The sequence below is a fragment of the Allofournierella massiliensis genome (genome assembly GCF_964241245.1).
GTDB lineage: Bacteria > Bacillota > Clostridia > Oscillospirales > Ruminococcaceae > Allofournierella > Allofournierella massiliensis.
Genome location: NZ_CAXSWZ010000024.1, coordinates 1 through 16,581, shown reverse-complemented (window position 1 = coordinate 16,581; position 16,581 = coordinate 1). Strand labels below are relative to the sequence as shown.

Sequence of the window (16,581 nt, the reverse complement as noted above, 5' to 3'; positions counted from 1 at the left end):
CCCATAAAGTCTGCGAAAGGAACGATCCGCATGACTGTTTTTATTATTCCCAATACCACAAAACCCCGTGCTCGAACGGTAACTGCACAAGCGGTGCGGATTCTGCGAAGCGCCGGTGCCAACGTAATTCTGGCAATTGGTTCCGATGTGGAAACTCTTCCCGGCGTGCGTTATCTGCCCAAAGATCAGGCTTTCACAGACTGTGATGTTGTAATCACCATCGGCGGCGACGGAACCATTCTGCACACGGCAAAGGATTGCCTGGAATACGACAAACCGATTCTGGGAATCAATCTGGGTCGGATGGGATTCCTTGCTACCTGTGAAGTCAATGAAATGCAGGCAAAACTCACCCGTCTTGCCAAGGGGCAGTTTCAGTGTGACAAACGGATGCTCCTGAACGCAATTGTGGACGATGATGTTTCGAATGCACAAACCGCATTGAACGATGTGGTGATCTATAAAGGTCACCGGCTTCAAACCATTGATTTTAATATTTACTGCGACGCCATTCTGGTTAATCACTGCTCCGGAGACGGCGTAATCATTTCCACTCCCACCGGCTCAACGGCATATTCGCTTTCTGCCGGGGGACCGATTTTAGATGCGCACATTGAGGGGATTGTGGTCAGCATGATCTGTGCCCACAGCCTGCATCAGCCATCCATGGTATTCGCAGCCGACCGATGCATCCGTATCGAAGTGAATGCAAAGGGAAGAAACGAGATTTTTATCAGTACCGACGGAGAAGAAGAACGCTCTCTGCGGGACGGAGGGCATGTGGAAGTAGAGCTCTCCCGTCAAAGTATCCGCCTGGTTACCTTTAGCCTGGCTGATCAGTTTGACGCCATCGACAGAAAATTACGAGGGAGGTAACGCCGGTGAAAGGTGAACGCCATAACAAAATTCTTGAATTGATCCAACAGCACGCAATCGACCGGCAGGAGGATCTTCTGCGCTATCTGAAGGAGGCCGGATTCCAGGTTACGCAGGCCACTGTATCCCGGGATATCCGGGAGCTTCACCTGGTTAAGGTCGCTGCTGGCGGCGGCCAGTATCGTTATGTGTCTGCAGCCGCAGCCAGCAGCCAACAGCTGCATTCGCCTGGCCGGTTCGAAATGATCTTCCGGGAATCGGTGTTAAAAATCGATTATGCCGGCCACACGGTTCTGGTCAAATGCTTCTCCGGCATGGCCAATGCCGCTTGCGAACTGTTCGACTCCATGAAATGGGAGGAAGAGGTCGTCGGCACTCTTTCCGGTGACGACACTTTCCTGATTCTGATGCGCACTGAAGCGGATGCGCAGCATTTGTGTCAGACCCTAAGCCAGTATGTGGCCAAGCGCTGAGCCGGGCACCATCACAGGAAGGATTGATCGGGTTCCATGTTAACCTCATTACGAATTGAAAATGTGGCCGTGATCGAAAAGGTACAGGTACAGTTTACTGCCGGTCTGAACGTTCTGACCGGTGAGACCGGCGCGGGTAAGTCGATTCTGATCGACTCCATCAGTGCTATTCTGGGCAACCGGATCAGCCGTGACCTGGTGCGTACCGGTGCACCGAAAGCCTGTATCTGGGCAACCTTCGACCAATTGCCCAAACAGGTAAAAATGCAGCTGGAACAGGCCGGTTACGACGCTGGCGAAGAGCTTTTGATTTACCGTGAAATCACCGCCGAGGGCAAAAGTCATTGCCGTATCAACGGAATGCCTGCCACTGTATCCGTCCTGCGGGATATCACCGCCGGATTGATCAACATTCATGGCCAGCACGACAGTCAGGGTCTGACCGACCCTGCAAAGCATCTGGGAATTCTGGACGCCTTTGCGCAGAACCAAAACGAGTTCAACGCCTATCGGAAGGTGTACAAGGAGCTCATTGCGGTGAAGCGACAGGCCGATGCCCTCCAGCTGGACGAGGCTGAAAAGCAACGGAAGATGGAGCTTCTTCGGTTTCAGCTGAATGAAATCGAGGACGCCTCTCTTCAGATCGGTGAGGAAGAACGGCTGGTTGCCCGCCGGCAGATTATTTCCCATGCTCAGACAATTCTGGAACAGATTGCATCGGCTCACGGGGCCCTTTCCGGCGGTGATGAATTCTCTGGTGCTGCAGATCTTCTGGGCGGTGCGAACGGCGCATTGGAACAGGCTGCCGTACTGGATGAATCCCTCCAACCCTTGCAGGAACGGCTGGCTGATCTTTATTACAACGCCCGGGAGCTGGCTGTAGATCTGGCCTCCCGGCTGGACGATTATGGTTTTGATCCCGCCGAACTGGACCAGCTGGAACAACGGTTGGACATCATCTACCGGCTGAAAAACAAGTACGGCGCAGATTCGGTGGAAGAACTGCTCAAGATGGCAGAGAAATCCCGGGAAGAGCTAGAGCATATTGAGAGGGCAGACGAAACCCTGGAACAGCTGAATAAGCAGAAGCAGGCTCTTTATAAAGAAGCCAAAATTCTGGCCGAAAAGCTTACCCAGACCCGGTTGACTGCTTTTGAGCGAATGGAGCAGCAGCTGGTGGAAGCATGCACCTTCCTGAACATGCCGGGCACCCGTTTTGTACTTCAACACAGTCGTGGACCGCTTGCTGGTTCCGGCCAGGATACCGTGGAATTTTATATTTCCACCAACCTGGGCGAAGCGCCGAAGCCTTTGGCAAAAATCGCATCCGGCGGTGAGCTTTCCCGCATCATGCTGGCGCTGAAGAGTGCACTGGCGGAAAAGGACGCCATCCCCACCGTTATTTACGACGAAATCGACACCGGTGTTTCCGGCCTTGCCGCCGGGCGAATTGGCGAAAAACTTCGTCAGACTTCCAAGGGGCGTCAGGTGCTCTGCATTACCCATACTGCACAAATTGCAGCTCTGGCAACCAGCCATCTGCTCATTCAGAAAAATGTGGAGGGGCAGCGCACCTTTACCCAGATTCATCCGCTGGATCAGGCCGGCCGTGTGCAGGAACTGGCACGCATTATTTCCGGCGACCATATCACCGATCTGAGTCTGGCAAATGCCCGTGAGATGCTGTCGCTGTAACCCTTGACAACGCAAATGGTTTGCGCTATACTGCTTAATATCAAATGCAACGACGGGAACAAGTAATCGGTTCATGTGCGGCGCAGAGAAGCCCTGGTTTGGTGAAAAGGGTAACGCAGTGGATTGACGAATACCTCCCTGAGCAGCAGGCTGAACGCCCTGAGGCAATTAGGCTGTGCCGTGTGCGCCCGTTACCGCGCAGGAGTGTAGATTTCAGCACTCCGCAAGGCCCGTTCTCGCGAGAAGCGGGCGAACAGAGGTGGTACCGCGAATTTTCGCCCTCTGCCAAATTCAAGTTTGGCAGAGGGCTTTTTCTATGCCTTTTGCCGCAAAACACAGGAGGAGAACACGCAATGACTTTGTACGATGAACTGGTTGCCCGTGGCCTGGTTGCCCAGGTAACCGACGAGGAAGAGATCAAGGATCTGATCAACAATGGCAAGGCCACTTTTTACATCGGCTTTGACCCCACCGCCGATTCTCTGCATGTTGGTCACTTCATGGCCCTGAATCTGATGCGCCGGATGCAGCGCGCCGGCAACCGCCCCATTGCTCTGATCGGCGGCGGCACTGCCATGGTTGGCGACCCTTCCGGCCGCACCGACATGCGCAGCATGATGACCACCGAAACCATTCAGCATAACTGTGAGTGCTTCAAAAAGCAGATGAGCAAGTTCATCGACTTCTCGGACGGCAAGGCTCTGATGCTGAACAACGCTGACTGGCTGATGAAGCTGAACTACATTGAGCTGCTGCGCGAAGTGGGCCCCTGCTTCTCCGTCAACAACATGCTGCGTGCAGAATGCTACAAGCAGCGCATGGAAAAGGGTCTGTCCTTCCTGGAATTCAACTACATGATCATGCAGTCCTACGACTTCTACCACATGTTCCAGGAACTTGGCTGTAATCTGCAGTGCGGCGGCGATGACCAGTGGTCCAACATGCTGGGCGGCACCGAGCTGATCCGCCGTAAGCTGGGCAAGGATGCCTATGCCATGACCATCACTCTGCTGCTCACCTCTGAGGGTAAGAAGATGGGCAAAACCCAGAAGGGCGCTGTGTGGCTGGACCCCGAAAAGACCAGCCCCTACGAGTTCTACCAGTACTGGCGCAATGTGGATGACGCCGATGTCCTCAAGTGCCTGCGTATGCTGACCGACGTGCCTCTGGAAGAGATCGACGCCATGTCTGATTGGGAAGGCAGCCAGCTGAACAAGGCGAAGGAGCTGCTTGCCTTTGAGCTGACCAAGCTGGTTCACAGCGAGGAAGAAGCTGGCAAGGCACAGGAGACCGCCCGCGGTCTGTTCAGCGGCGCTGCTGACATGGCCAACATGCCCAGCACCACTCTGACCGCTGACCAGCTGCAGGACGGCCGCATTGGCATTCTGGATCTGATGATGACTGCCAAGCTGGTTCCCAGCAAGCGCGAAGCCCGTCAGCTGATCCAGCAGGGCGGTATTCTGCTGGACGGCGAAAAGGTCACCGATCCCACCATGCCCATCACCGCCGAGCAGCTCGCAAACGGCGTTGTGATCAAGAAAGGCAAAAAGACCTACCATAAGGTTCAGCTGTGAGCCTGACGCCACTTTTATAAAATAATACCCCCGCCAAAACGACTCATCGTTTCGGCGGGGGTATTTGATTATACAGTTTCTTTCGGCAAAGCCAGAAATTCCGGATCCACATTTTCCTGAAGCATCGATGTGATGTAGCTCAGGCTAAATCCCGGAAAATTACCGCGTACTCCGTGGGCGGCAGCCAACTCATCGGAGTAATCTTTCAGAAGATATATGCGGATGTTGGCATAATTCGCATCGTAGTGATTGACCGTTGGGTAGAACAGGGGATCACGAATTACAGTGCTGCTGGTGCCATCCGGCTGAGTTGTTTTTTCGATGGTAAAAGTAAGGATCATTCCGATCATTGTATCCGCTGTAGACTGTGCATTCAAAAAATTCCCCAGGGAATAGGCAACGAACGCCTGTCGTCCGTCTGCTGCTGTAAGCCACTGGGCGGTCTGTACCACATGAGGGTGCGTACCGATGATTACATCTGCACCCCAGTCAGCCATTTTCTGGGCCAGATTGCGCTGTGCCTGTGTCACGGAATGGCTTCCTTCCACACCCCAGTGCACACTTACCACCACCAGATCTGCATCGCTGCGCGCCTTCTCCAGCATCTGCTGCATCACATCCAGTTCACTGGTATAGATCACATGCGACGGTGCATCAGAAGGTGTTTTGATTCCATTGGTGTGCTCGGTAAACCCCAGATAAGCGATTCGCACTCCGTTCACTGTCTGAATCACAGGAGAAGTGGAATCTTCTGTATACAGACCAGCAGTAATCACATCCTCCGGCATAGAGGACCAGAAATCCATGGTAGCCTGTAACCCCTGTGTTCCTTTATCGTAGGTGTGGTTATTGGAAAGATTGAACGCACGGAATCCCAGCTTATACAACTGACGTCCCATATCGCCGGGCGTGGAAAAGCACGGATAGGTACTGGGCTCCAGCGTATCACTTAAAAGCGTTTCCTGATTAATCCAGTTGATGTCGAAATCACTATAAAACTGCCGCACCTGGTCATAACAGTAGGAAAAATCGTACCCGCCAGTCCCATTTTGCTCTGCCCGCCGTTTTGCCTGTTCATAGATTCCGTTATGAATCAGATTATCTCCTGTGGCAGAAAATCGAAGTGTCGTAATCTGCGGTCCCGTAGTGGGGGAGGGAAGGGTTTCCTCTTCCGGTTCCGCCTTCTGCTCCGATGTGGACTGTGCAAAAACAGGGCTCGTTTCTGTGCTGTCCCGAAAGAAACAAACCGCACAAACGATCAGGCAGCATACAGAAAATGCCATCAGGGCAGCAGCAATCGTTCGTTTCATAATAACCTCACAGCAGAGACCGCATCAGATCCTTCATGTTGTAGAGACCTTTTTCATACCCTGTCAGGAAGATGGCTGCATTAATTGCGCCGTTGGCGAATACCGCACGGGATCCCGCACTGTGAGAAAGGGTAATCACTTCGTCCGGACCGCAGAACAGAACATCATGATCGCCCACAATGCTGCCACCGCGAATTGCATGCAGCCCCAACTCATGAGGGTCCCGCTTCTGCCGTACAGAATGACGATCATAAACATAATGATACCGGTTTCCCGTGGCCTCATTGATCTCATCGGCCAGAAGCAGGGCAGTCCCGCTGGGTGCATCCACCTTATTGTGATGATGCTTTTCAATGATTTCAATGTCGTAGTCCATTCCCAGAACCTGCGCTGCCTTCTGCGCCAGCTCTGCCAGCAGGTTGATTCCCATAGACATATTGGCACTCTTGAAAACCGGAGCCTTTTCCGCCGTCTGGTGAATCAGTTGTTCACATTCTTCGTCCAACCCGGTCGTGCATACCACGCAGGCAGTACCAGTGCTCTGGCAATAGCGCAGCATAGATTTCGTAGCCTCAGTGGTAGAGAAGTCGATGATCACATCCGCTTTTGCATTCAGCTCTTCCAGACTGGCCGCCACAGGAATCGGCCCGCTCTGCGCAGACACATCCACACCACCCACAATGCGGCAATCCTCCCGCTGTGCAATCAGCTCACACAGCACCTTTCCCATCCGTCCATTGATGCCCTGAATGATAATATCCGTCATTTTTCGTACTCCCCTTTGTAAAAAAGCCCGACGCTGACGCGCAGGTGCGGCAAACAGCTCACGCCGTTGCTTCTGCGGCCAGCCGCCGGGCAGAAATTTTATCCGTCGTTTTTTATTCCAGCAAGATCAGAGCAGACCTGCATTTCGCAGCGCTGTTTCAATCCGTGCCTGATTTGCTTCACTGGGCTCAACCAGCGGCAATCTGCACTCGCCGGCGTCCCAACCCAGCATATTCATCGCAGCCTTTACAGGAACCGGATTCACATCACAGAACATTGCACTACACAGCTCACTGAGCTCCAGCTGCATTGCTGCACTTTCTTTGGTTTTACCATCGAACCACAGCTGACACATCTGGTGCATCTGGGCGGGAGCCACATTGCCCACCACCGAAATCACACCTTTGCCGCCAACCGAAAGTAGGGGAACCACCTGATCGTCGTTGCCGGAATAAAGCGGCAGCTCATCCCCGCACAGGGCAGCAATTCGAACCACCTGAGAGATGTTTCCGCTGGCCTCTTTGAGCCCTCGGATCATGGGATGGCGGGAAAGCTCCAGCGCCGTCTCCGGCTGAATATTTACTCCGGTGCGGGAAGGCACATTGTAGATGATAGCCGGCAGATCTGTGGAATCCGCAATGGTGAAAAAGCTCTTTACGAGTCCGGCCTGACTGGTTTTGTTGTAATAGGGGGTGACCAGCAACAGTGCATCCGCACCCAGGGCAGCAGCTTCCTTGGACATCATCACCGCATGGGCAGTGTTGTTGGATCCGGTTCCGGCGATTACCGGTACACGTCCCTGTACCGCTTCCACAACACAACGGATACACTCCAGATGTTCATCATCCTCCAGCGTTGCAGATTCACCTGTGGTTCCACACACGACCAGCGCGTCTGTGCCGCTTTCCACCTGAAATTCCGCCATCTTCTTCAATTCCGCAAAATTTACAGAGCCATCATCGCACATAGGGGTGATCATGGCAACTGCACTTCCGGTGAAAATAAGCTCTTTCATCGCTGTCATCTCCTTTGGTTCAAATCAATCCGGTGGTTCAAATCAGTCCAGGTAGCCCTTCGCTGCCAGCAGCTCTGCCAGCAGTACGCCGCCGCCGGCAGCGCCACGCAGGGTATTGTGGGAAAGGCAGACAAACTTATAATCGTATTGGGTGTCTTCACGCAGACGACCGATGGACACCGCCATGCCGTTCTCCAGATTACGATCCAGCTTGGTCTGCGGACGGTCATTTTCTTCGAAATAGTGCAGGAACTGCTTGGGTGCGCTGGGGAGCTGCAGACGCTGAGCTTCGCCCTGGAATGCAGCCCACCGCTCCAGAATCTGCTCCTTGGTGGGTTTCTTCTCAAAACTCATGAATACTGCAGCCATGTGGCCGTCAGACACAGGAATGCGCAGGCATTGCGCGGTAATGGCAGGGGAGGCAGCTTTTACGATGCAGTCGCCCTCGATATGGCCCCACAGCTTCAGCGGCTCCTGCTCGCTCTTTTCCTCCTCACCGCCGATGTAGGGGATGCAATTATCCACCATTTCCGGCCAGGTTTCAAAGGTCTTGCCCGCACCGGAAATCGCCTGATAGGTGCAAACCAGCACGTTCTTGAGTCCAAACTCCTCACGCAGGGGATGGAGTGCAGGAACATAGCTCTGCAGAGAGCAGTTGGATTTCACGGCAATGAATCCGCGGGTAGTTCCCAAACGGCGGCGCTGCGCTTCAATGATCTGCGCATGATCCGCATTGATTTCCGGCACGATCATGGGAACATCATCGGTAAAGCGGTTGGCACTGTTGTTGGAGATCACCGGACACTCCGCCTTGGCGTAAGCCTCTTCCAGAGCCTTGATCTCATCCTTTTTCATATCCACTGCGCAGAATACGAAATCTACCTTTTGGGCAACTTCTTCCACATGGGAAGCATCCATCACAATCAGCTTTGCAGCATCCTGCGGCATGGGCGTGGGCATCGCCCACCGGGCTCCAACCGCTTCCGCATAGGTTTTTCCCGCAGAGCGGGGAGAAGCAGCCACAACCACCAGCTCAAACCAAGGATGATTTTCCAATAAGGAAACAAATCGCTGGCCGACCATTCCGGTAGCGCCTACTACACCAACTCGATACTTTTTCATTGCTTACATCATCCTTTCCGTTTCCCTCCCGGCATTTTCATGTTTATGCCGGCCCCCTGTGGGGATATATCCGGGCAATATCGCCAGATATAAAAAAAACCGGCTTGAAAACCGGCAACGTATGCAATATAATAAATTAGATTGCATAACACATGCACAGCGGTTCTGTGCTTTGTTTTAAATATAGCATTGCCGGCAGGTAATGTCAATGTAAGGAGATGCATTATTTCTATGCTGAAAAAAGATTTCTGGTTCGACCTGCCGCAGGAACTGATTGCGCAGGAACCCTGCAGCCCCCGCGATGCCGCACGGCTGATGTGCCTCGATCGTTCCAACGATCAGATCCAGCACCGTGTTTTCCGGGATCTGGTGGATCTGCTTGAGCCCGGCGACCTGCTGGTGGTGAACAATTCCAAGGTTCTGCCCGCCCGACTGATCGGACAGAAGGAACATACCGGTGCTGTGTGTGAATTGCTTTTACTGCATCAGGAAAGCAATGACGTTTGGGAGTGCCTGGCACGCCCCGGCAAACGGTTGAAGCCCGGTATGCGCATTCTGTTTGGCGATGGTTCGCTGATCGCCACGATTCAGGAGACCAAAGAGGACGGCAACAAGCTGGTGTCCTTCGAGTACAACACCCAGACCCTTTATGAAAAGCTGGACGAGTTCGGCAAAATGCCGCTTCCTCCCTATATCACCAAACAGCTGGAGGATCAGAGCCAGTATCAGACCGTGTACGCCAAGGAGTTGGGCAGTGCAGCTGCTCCCACTGCCGGCCTGCACTTTACTCCGGAACTGATGCAGCGCCTGCAGGACAAGGGCATCAAAATCACTGAGGTTACCCTGCATGTCGGTCTTGGTACCTTCCGCCCGGTGAAGGAAGATGAAATCGAAGATCATCTGATGCACTCGGAGTGGTACAGCGTAAGCGAGGAAACCGCCCGGCTGATCAACGAGACCAAGGAAGCAGGTCATCGGGTTATTGCCGTTGGTACCACCAGCTGCCGTACACTGGAATCGGTGGCTGCCAAATACGGTAAAATTCAGGCCTGCAGCGGCGATACCAGCATCTTTTTGTATCCCGGCTGCAAATTCCTGTGTCTGGATGGCCTGATCACCAATTTCCATCTGCCGGAAAGCACCCTGATCATGCTGGTCAGCGCCTTCTACGGGTACGAAAAAACCATGGCAGCTTACAAAACTGCCGTGGAACAGCGTTACCGCTTTTTCAGCTTTGGCGATGCCATGCTGATTCTTTGATTGTATAGTATACTCAGAAAGGAGCTCGGTTTATGCCCTATCGCTTGCTGAAAACCGAACACAACGCCCGGCGGGGCGAATTCGAAACCGTTCACGGCACCGTTCAGACCCCTGCGTTCATGAATGTGGCCACAGCGGCCGCCATCAAAGGTGGTCTGAGCGCGTTCGATTTGAAAGACATTCATTGCCAGGTTATGCTGTGCAATACCTACCATCTGCACCTGCGTCCCGGTGACAAGCTGGTAGCTGAAATGGGCGGTCTGCACAAGTTTACCCGCTGGGAAGGCCCGATCCTTACAGACAGCGGCGGATTCCAGGTGTTCAGCCTTTCCAAGCTTCGCAAGATCACCGAGGAAGGCGTTACCTTCAACTCCCATCTGGACGGTCACAAGATCTTCATGGGCCCGGAGGAAAGCATGCAGATCCAGGCAAACCTGGGTTCTACCATCGCAATGGCCTTTGACGAATGCGTGGAAAACCCGGCGGAGTACAAATACTCCAAGGCCAGTTGCGACCGAACCGTGCGCTGGCTCAAGCGCTGCAAGGCGGAAATGGAACGCCTGAAGCGGGAAGGCCTTGCCGTTAATCCTGATCAGATGCTGTTCGGTATCAACCAGGGCTGCACCTATGAGGATCTGCGTGTGGAGCACATGAAACAGATTGCAGAACTGGATCTGGATGGCTATGCCATTGGTGGCCTTGCAGTGGGCGAGCCGGCAGAGGATATGTATCGGATCATCTCCGCAGTGGAGCCCTATATGCCCAAGGACAAGATTCGTTACCTGATGGGTGTTGGCACTCCCGGCAACATTATCGAAGCCGTTTCCCGTGGTGTTGATCTGTTTGACTGCGTCATGCCCAGCCGCAACGCCCGCCACGGCCATCTGAATACCTGGAGCGGTATCATCAATATCAAGAACCTGAAATACCAGAAGGACGAAGGCCCTATCGATCCGGAATGCGATTGCCCTGTGTGCCGCAATTTCAGCCGTGCATATCTGCGCCATCTCTTTAAGGCGGATGAGATGCTGGGCATGCGTCTCGGCGTAATGCACAATCTGTACTTCTACAACCGCCTGATGGAACGCATTCGGCAGGCTTTGGACGAGGGCAACTTCCAGGAATTCCACGACCGTTATGTAACGCTGCTGGATACCCGTATTTGATCAAAACTTCAGATGTGCGCTCTTGCATATCCGGCAACAATCCGCTATAATAAATTTATTCGATCGAATTCGAGAGGAGTTTACAACACATGGCACTGAATCTTTTGAGCACTTCCACCGACGCACTTTCTTTTTATAGCCCCTTTATCATGATCCTGGTCATGGTGCTGTTCATGTGGCTGTTCATTTACCGGCCCCAGAAGAAGCAGCAGCAGAAGGAAACCGAGATGCGCAACTCGCTGGAAATTGGCGACGAAGTAACCACCATTGGCGGTATCGTTGGTCGCGTAGTGGCCATCAAAGAGGACACCTTCGTTCTGGAGACCGGCAGCGACCGCACCAAGATCCGTTTCCGTCGTGCGGCAATCCAGTCCATCGAGAAGCTGAACATGGAAGGCTCTCAGACCTCTTCCAAATAAGTAAGCATATCAAAACACCCCCTGCATAGATATGATGCAGGGGGTGTTTTTGTATGCAAAAACGAACGTCATCGGAGCATTCCGGGAAGCAATTATTATTCTCCATTCTTTTTGCTGCAGGAGCCGGGGGGATCATCTGTACAGCTATGCTGTGTATGCTCGCCAAATTGATTGTTTCTGCACATCCATCCGCCTGGTGGGCAATTCCCATGTCTGCCGGTGCTGTCATGGCAGGGTGCCTTGTCAGCGGCTATATCTTAGCCCGGCGGATCGGGCAGAACGGCCTGTTTTGTGGGCTGTGCTGCGGATTGTTTTTCTTTTTGATTTTTCTTCTTGCTGCAATGCTGAGCGGAAGCTATGAGTATACTGCGTTTGCTGCTATCAAATGCGTATGTTACGGGTTGGCCGGCGCATTGGGCGGGTATATCGGCCTGCTTTCCAGCGAGCGGGCAAAACGAAATATGCGTGTTTCACGCTGATAAAAAAACCAGGGCAAAAACCCTGGTTCTTTTTATTGGATTATCTGAATAGAATAAAACAAAAGAAATAACAAAGAGGGACAAGTTTATGTGGACGTATCGAAATGAATCGGCATCCAAATCCACGGATCAGAACCCGCACTTTACCTTCAGCACCAATCCATCTGCACACCCATCTTCAAAATCATCGCCTTCAGAAACTGCTTTTCCGCCCAGCTTCCACAGTCCGGTAACAGCAGTTGGAAAAGCTTCGCCTTCTCAACGTACGATTCGTCCCAAAAAACAGTTTGGAACCTTTGTACTTGGGGCATCGCTTTATCTGACCGGCATACTTTTAGGGGCTGTCTGGCGACCTGCCATAAAGGGCTGGCTGTGGGAATATGCTCAGTATTATGTAAATCTGCAAATCACACGACACCTGGAGCACCAGCTTTCTCAGATCTTTTGCGCGCAATTCCTGGCATTGCTTACACAGCTGATACTGACCGCTCTGGCTGGATTCTGCGTTTTTGGCATTGCCATGCTGCCCGCACTCATTCTGTTGAAGGGAATTGGTGTCGGATTTTTTACCGCCTGTCTGTATCTGGAATATGGGCTTGCAAAGGGAGCCGGCATGGCACTGTTGCTTTTCTTTTTTCCACAACTTCTGGGACTGTTTCTGATGCTCAGTCAAAGCGTTGCCGCGTGGCGCCTTTCTCGTGAGCTTTTGGCCGTATGTATCCACAATCGAGGCACACGCCCCTTGATAGAAAGCAAACGCGTTTTAAGCAGACTACTGCTTTGCTGTTGCGCTGCTTTGCTGCCCTGTATTCTTTCCTGTATATGCTCCGTCCTTTTTGCAGGATTATTTCCGGCTTGACAGGTCATCCTCCAAATCTTCGAACAGCTCCGGCACTTCCGGCGCTTCCGCCTCCATCTCAAGATCTTCCTGCGGCATGGGCACATCCTTTTTCTGGGTAAATTCCACACGGGACAGGGGAGTCGAACTGGCCGCTGTGCGCAGCTTTTCCGTGTTGATGTGTGTGTAGATCTCGGTGGTGGAAACATGCTCGTGGCCCAGAATCTCCTTCAGCTCCAGCATATCCACATTACCGTGACGGTACATCAGTGTGGCAGCGGTATGGCGCAGCTTATGGGGAGAATACCCTTTTCCAGAAAGGCCCGCCAGCTTCAGGCAGCGCTCTACAATCTGTTCCACACGCCGTGCACCGATGCGTTTTCCAGTTCTGCGAGATACAAAAAGTGCATCCTTATCCTGCAAATTCATCAATTTTGCCCGGGCTTCACAATACCGCTCCAGTGCATGGATACAGGCCTGATTCAGGTATACCAGCCGCTCTTTATTGCCTTTGCCGACAATGCGAATCGTATCTTCCTTGAAGTCCGTCATATTGATGCCTACAAGCTCAACCAGACGCATCCCGCAATTCAGAAAAAGTGTGATGATACAGTAATCCCGTTCATAAAAATCGCTTTGTATATTTTTTAACAATTCCATACTTTCTTCCAGCGACAAATACTTGGGTAAAGCCCGTTTGGTCGTAGGAACAGATACATCCTTCGCCGGATCATTGCTCAACCGGTTTGCTTTAACCGTAAGGAACCGGTACAGGCTTTTTACAGCACTGAGCTTACGCGCACGGGCTGCAGGCTCGTTAAGCCGTTCATTTTTCAGGAAATACAGATATTCATAAATATCACTCGTAGTAATCGAACCAATAAATTCCAGATCCAGCCCGGAAGTATTGATCTCGTCAAAAGCGGTATCTGGGGCCAATCCACGATATTGAACCATAAAGCGAAAGAACGTACGCAGGTCAATATAGTAACCGTTAACTGTGCGTGGCGAGCGGTTCAGAATTGCGCCCAGATAATTCAAAAAATCCCGAACATCCCGCGGAATATCATCATACGGTGCATGACGATTCGGATGAAGTGGATTGATGTAAGTGCTCATAAGATAATCACATCCCAAAGTAAACTGACCATATTATTATAACAGAAACATTTGAATTTGTTTTTTATAAAATCAATGATTTTTGTACTCAATCAGTCTGATGAGCTGTACGAACCAACTTGAATACCGACAGCTCAGAAAGGCCATATCAGAAGAAACCTCTGTTTTTCGCTCCCCTCTATTTCGCTAAATTTGCATTTAGCGAAATACTATATGGAGCAAAATAGAAGGGCCCCTGCCCCATACCTTCTTCTTATTCCTCACTTCATACCGAGGTTTTGCCTTTTCAAATTTCTCATCTGATTTTTTAATGCAGCGGCGCTGGTACCACAACTTCTGCATTCCAGCGCCGCTGAGCTTTTTTGTTATTACTTAATGGCCTGAATGGCATCTCGAATATACGAAACACCGATCAGCTCCATATCCGAAAATTCGCTGAGTTCCAGCTGCTTCAAGCTATGCTTCGGCACAATGGCTTTCGTGAAGCCGATTCGCTGCGCTTCCCGCAGCCGGTTTTCCAAAAACGTCACATTGCGGATTTCGCCAGCCAGACCCACTTCTCCAATGGCAATGGTTTTGTCTCCAATGGGTTTATCCATCAGCGCTGAAGCCATCGCCAGACAGACCGCCAGGTCGCAAGCTGTCTCGTTCAAATCCAAGCCGCCCACAATATTGATGTAAACGTCCAGATTTGCAAAGAAGTAGCCTGCCCGCTTTTCCAGCACCGCAAGCAACAGATTGGTCCGATTGAAGTCAAACCCGCTGGCGGCACGGCGCGGCGTACCAAAGCCGCTCTTCGTCACAAGGGCCTGTACCTCACTCAGAATGGGTCTGGTGCCTTCCATGGTACAGGCAACACAGTTTCCGCTGATTCCAAGTGGACGGCCATCCAGAAGCAGCTGAGAGGGGTTCTCGATCTCAGTCAGGCCGGTTCCTGTCATATCGAACATACCAATCTCATTGGTGGAACCATAGCGGTTTTTTACACCACGCAGGATTCGATACGGAAGGGTCTTATCCCCTTCAAAATACAGCACTGTATCCACAATGTGTTCCATTACTTTGGGGCCGGCAATTGCGCCATCCTTGTTTACATGCCCCACAATGAATGTGGGGATCTCGCAGCTTTTGGCTACGGCCAGCAATCTGGCGGAACATTCCTTCACCTGGGATACACTGCCTGCCGACGAAGAAACGTCCGAGCAGTGCATCGTCTGGATAGAGTCGATCACAACCAGATCCGGTCGCATCTGTTCGATCAAACCGCAAATCTCGTCGATCTCGGTTTCTGCCACCAGACTGATGTTTTCCTGGGCTACCCGAAGCCGGTTTGCACGCAGCTTGATCTGGCGGGTGGATTCCTCACCGGTCACATACAAAACATGGTGGCTGCCGGAAATTGCGCCACACAACTGCAAAAGCAGTGTGGATTTACCCGCGCCGGGTTCACCGCCCAACAGTACAACACTGCCCAGCACGATACCGCCGCCCAAAACCCGATCCAGCTCATGGATACCGGTTACAATACGGCTTTTTTCCTCATCAGTGCTGATATCCGCCAGTCGATCTGCCTTAAGGGAGGTTTGCCCCTGCACACGGCCGGTTGCCGCGCTGGCGCTTCGTTTTGCTGCTGTAGATTTGCTTTCTACCATGACCACATCCTCGGTCATGGTATTCCATTCTCCGCAGGAGGGGCAGCGGCCCATCCAGCGGGGACTGGTTTCCCCACAATTGGAGCACACATAAATGGATTTCAGTTTTCCATCCTTCATTCGCCGGTATTCCCTCTCTGCTTAATATCCGAATACGCCTTCCAGGGATTCATCCTGATCGATCCACTCCTGCACCTCGATCGCGCGATACTCATCCTTGCTGTCCCGGATATATACCCGCTCAATGCCTGCATTAATGATCATTCGTTTACACATGGAGCAGCTGTTGGCATTCTGTACATAGTCTTTGGTGGCCATATCAATGCCCACCAGATACAGTTGACTGCCCAGCATCTTATCGCGGGGTGCGCTGATGATTGCATTGGCTTCCGCATGAACACTGCGACAAATCTCGTATCGTTCGCCGCGGGGAATCTGCAGCTTCTGGCGAATACACACATTCAAGTCCGTACAGTTTTTTCTTCCTCGTGGTGCTCCCACATAGCCCGTAGAGATTACCTCATCGTTTTTCACGATTACCGCGCCGTAATTTCGACGCAGGCAGGTTCCCCGCTGCAGAACGATCTCTGCAAGATCCAGATAGTAGTTAATTTTATCGCGGCGCTCCATATTAGCAACCCCTCCCTGATCTTTTTCTAGTGGTATTATAGCATAGCTATTTGTTAAAAGCACAGATGTACTAACAAAAAATCCCGGCTGCAAACTGCAACCGGGATCTCCTGGAGGTGCTGACCAGATTTGAACTGGTGAATGAAGGTTTTGCAGACCTTTGCCTTACCACTTGGCCACAGCACCAA

At 52.1% G+C, this 16,581-nt stretch carries 16 protein-coding genes and 1 tRNA gene; 9 read left to right on the top strand and 8 right to left on the bottom strand.

The features are described 5' to 3' along the window. Positions 1-30: 30 nt before the first annotated feature. The 4 genes from ACESYO_RS12175 to tyrS all read left to right on the top strand — a co-directional run bounded on the left by ACESYO_RS12175 (position 31) and on the right by tyrS (position 4,618). Positions 31-876, top strand: a complete 846-nt coding sequence (locus tag ACESYO_RS12175; RefSeq protein WP_283128027.1) for an NAD(+)/NADH kinase — start codon at positions 31-33, stop codon at positions 874-876. A gap of 5 nt (positions 877-881) precedes the next feature. Beyond that, on the top strand, positions 882-1,349 hold the full coding sequence (locus ACESYO_RS12170) for an arginine repressor (protein WP_077138468.1): 468 nt from the start codon (positions 882-884) through the stop codon (positions 1,347-1,349). Positions 1,350-1,385: 36 nt separating this feature from the next. Continuing rightward, positions 1,386-3,044, top strand: a complete 1,659-nt coding sequence (recN, locus tag ACESYO_RS12165; RefSeq protein ID WP_058962978.1) for a DNA repair protein RecN — start codon at positions 1,386-1,388, stop codon at positions 3,042-3,044. 353 nt (positions 3,045-3,397) lie between these two features. Then, entirely contained in the window at positions 3,398-4,618 is a 1,221-nt protein-coding gene (gene tyrS / locus ACESYO_RS12160) for a tyrosine--tRNA ligase (protein ID WP_058962977.1), read from the top strand. Positions 4,619-4,686: 68 nt separating this feature from the next. Here tyrS and ACESYO_RS12155 read toward each other — a convergent pair whose 3' ends face one another. The 4 genes from ACESYO_RS12155 to asd form a co-directional block, all read right to left on the bottom strand. Beyond that, the gene (locus tag ACESYO_RS12155) at positions 4,687-5,928 is read right to left on the bottom strand and encodes a CapA family protein (RefSeq protein ID WP_373210200.1); all 1,242 of its coding nucleotides are present in this window, start codon (positions 5,926-5,928) and stop codon (positions 4,687-4,689) included. Between the two features lie 7 nt (positions 5,929-5,935). Continuing rightward, positions 5,936-6,694: a 4-hydroxy-tetrahydrodipicolinate reductase gene (dapB, locus tag ACESYO_RS12150; protein ID WP_058962975.1), complete on the bottom strand. Its 759-nt coding sequence runs from the start codon at positions 6,692-6,694 to the stop codon at positions 5,936-5,938. Between the two features lie 126 nt (positions 6,695-6,820). Further along, entirely contained in the window at positions 6,821-7,708 is an 888-nt protein-coding gene (dapA, locus tag ACESYO_RS12145; protein WP_373210198.1) for a 4-hydroxy-tetrahydrodipicolinate synthase, read from the bottom strand. A gap of 42 nt (positions 7,709-7,750) precedes the next feature. After that, positions 7,751-8,830 carry an aspartate-semialdehyde dehydrogenase gene (gene asd, locus ACESYO_RS12140; protein WP_373210196.1) on the bottom strand — a complete coding sequence of 360 codons (1,080 nt, stop codon included), beginning with the start codon at positions 8,828-8,830 and terminating at the stop codon, positions 7,751-7,753. Positions 8,831-9,061: 231 nt separating this feature from the next. Here asd and queA point away from each other — a divergent pair, with 231 nt between their 5' ends. From queA to ACESYO_RS12115, 5 genes are all read left to right on the top strand, one after another. Next, positions 9,062-10,090, top strand: coding sequence for a tRNA preQ1(34) S-adenosylmethionine ribosyltransferase-isomerase QueA (gene queA / locus ACESYO_RS12135; protein WP_058962972.1), 1,029 nt, complete (start codon positions 9,062-9,064; stop codon positions 10,088-10,090). Between the two features lie 32 nt (positions 10,091-10,122). Then, positions 10,123-11,256: a tRNA guanosine(34) transglycosylase Tgt gene (gene tgt / locus ACESYO_RS12130; protein ID WP_373210194.1), complete on the top strand. Its 1,134-nt coding sequence runs from the start codon at positions 10,123-10,125 to the stop codon at positions 11,254-11,256. A gap of 89 nt (positions 11,257-11,345) precedes the next feature. Continuing rightward, entirely contained in the window at positions 11,346-11,675 is a 330-nt protein-coding gene (gene yajC / locus ACESYO_RS12125) for a preprotein translocase subunit YajC (protein WP_373210192.1), read from the top strand. A 53-nt stretch (positions 11,676-11,728) separates the two neighbouring features. Beyond that, complete coding sequence (locus ACESYO_RS12120) at positions 11,729-12,154, top strand: TIGR04086 family membrane protein (RefSeq protein WP_077138467.1); 426 nt, start codon at positions 11,729-11,731, stop codon at positions 12,152-12,154. 88 nt (positions 12,155-12,242) lie between these two features. Then, on the top strand, positions 12,243-13,013 hold the full coding sequence (locus ACESYO_RS12115) for a hypothetical protein (RefSeq protein WP_373210191.1): 771 nt from the start codon (positions 12,243-12,245) through the stop codon (positions 13,011-13,013). Here the strand turns inward: ACESYO_RS12115 and ACESYO_RS12110 are convergent. The 4 genes from ACESYO_RS12110 to ACESYO_RS12095 form a co-directional block, all read right to left on the bottom strand. Continuing rightward, complete coding sequence (locus tag ACESYO_RS12110) at positions 12,999-14,111, bottom strand: tyrosine recombinase XerC (RefSeq protein WP_373210189.1); 1,113 nt, start codon at positions 14,109-14,111, stop codon at positions 12,999-13,001. The two genes, ACESYO_RS12115 and ACESYO_RS12110, sit on opposite strands and share 15 nt — an antisense overlap. A 368-nt stretch (positions 14,112-14,479) precedes the next feature. After that, positions 14,480-15,883 carry a DNA repair protein RadA gene (radA, locus tag ACESYO_RS12105; protein ID WP_276870284.1) on the bottom strand — a complete coding sequence of 468 codons (1,404 nt, stop codon included), beginning with the start codon at positions 15,881-15,883 and terminating at the stop codon, positions 14,480-14,482. 21 nt (positions 15,884-15,904) lie between these two features. Continuing rightward, entirely contained in the window at positions 15,905-16,393 is a 489-nt protein-coding gene (locus ACESYO_RS12100; protein WP_058962967.1) for a deoxycytidylate deaminase, read from the bottom strand. Between the two features lie 111 nt (positions 16,394-16,504). Beyond that, a tRNA-Cys gene (locus tag ACESYO_RS12095) sits at positions 16,505-16,579 on the bottom strand. Positions 16,580-16,581 lie beyond the last annotated feature (2 nt).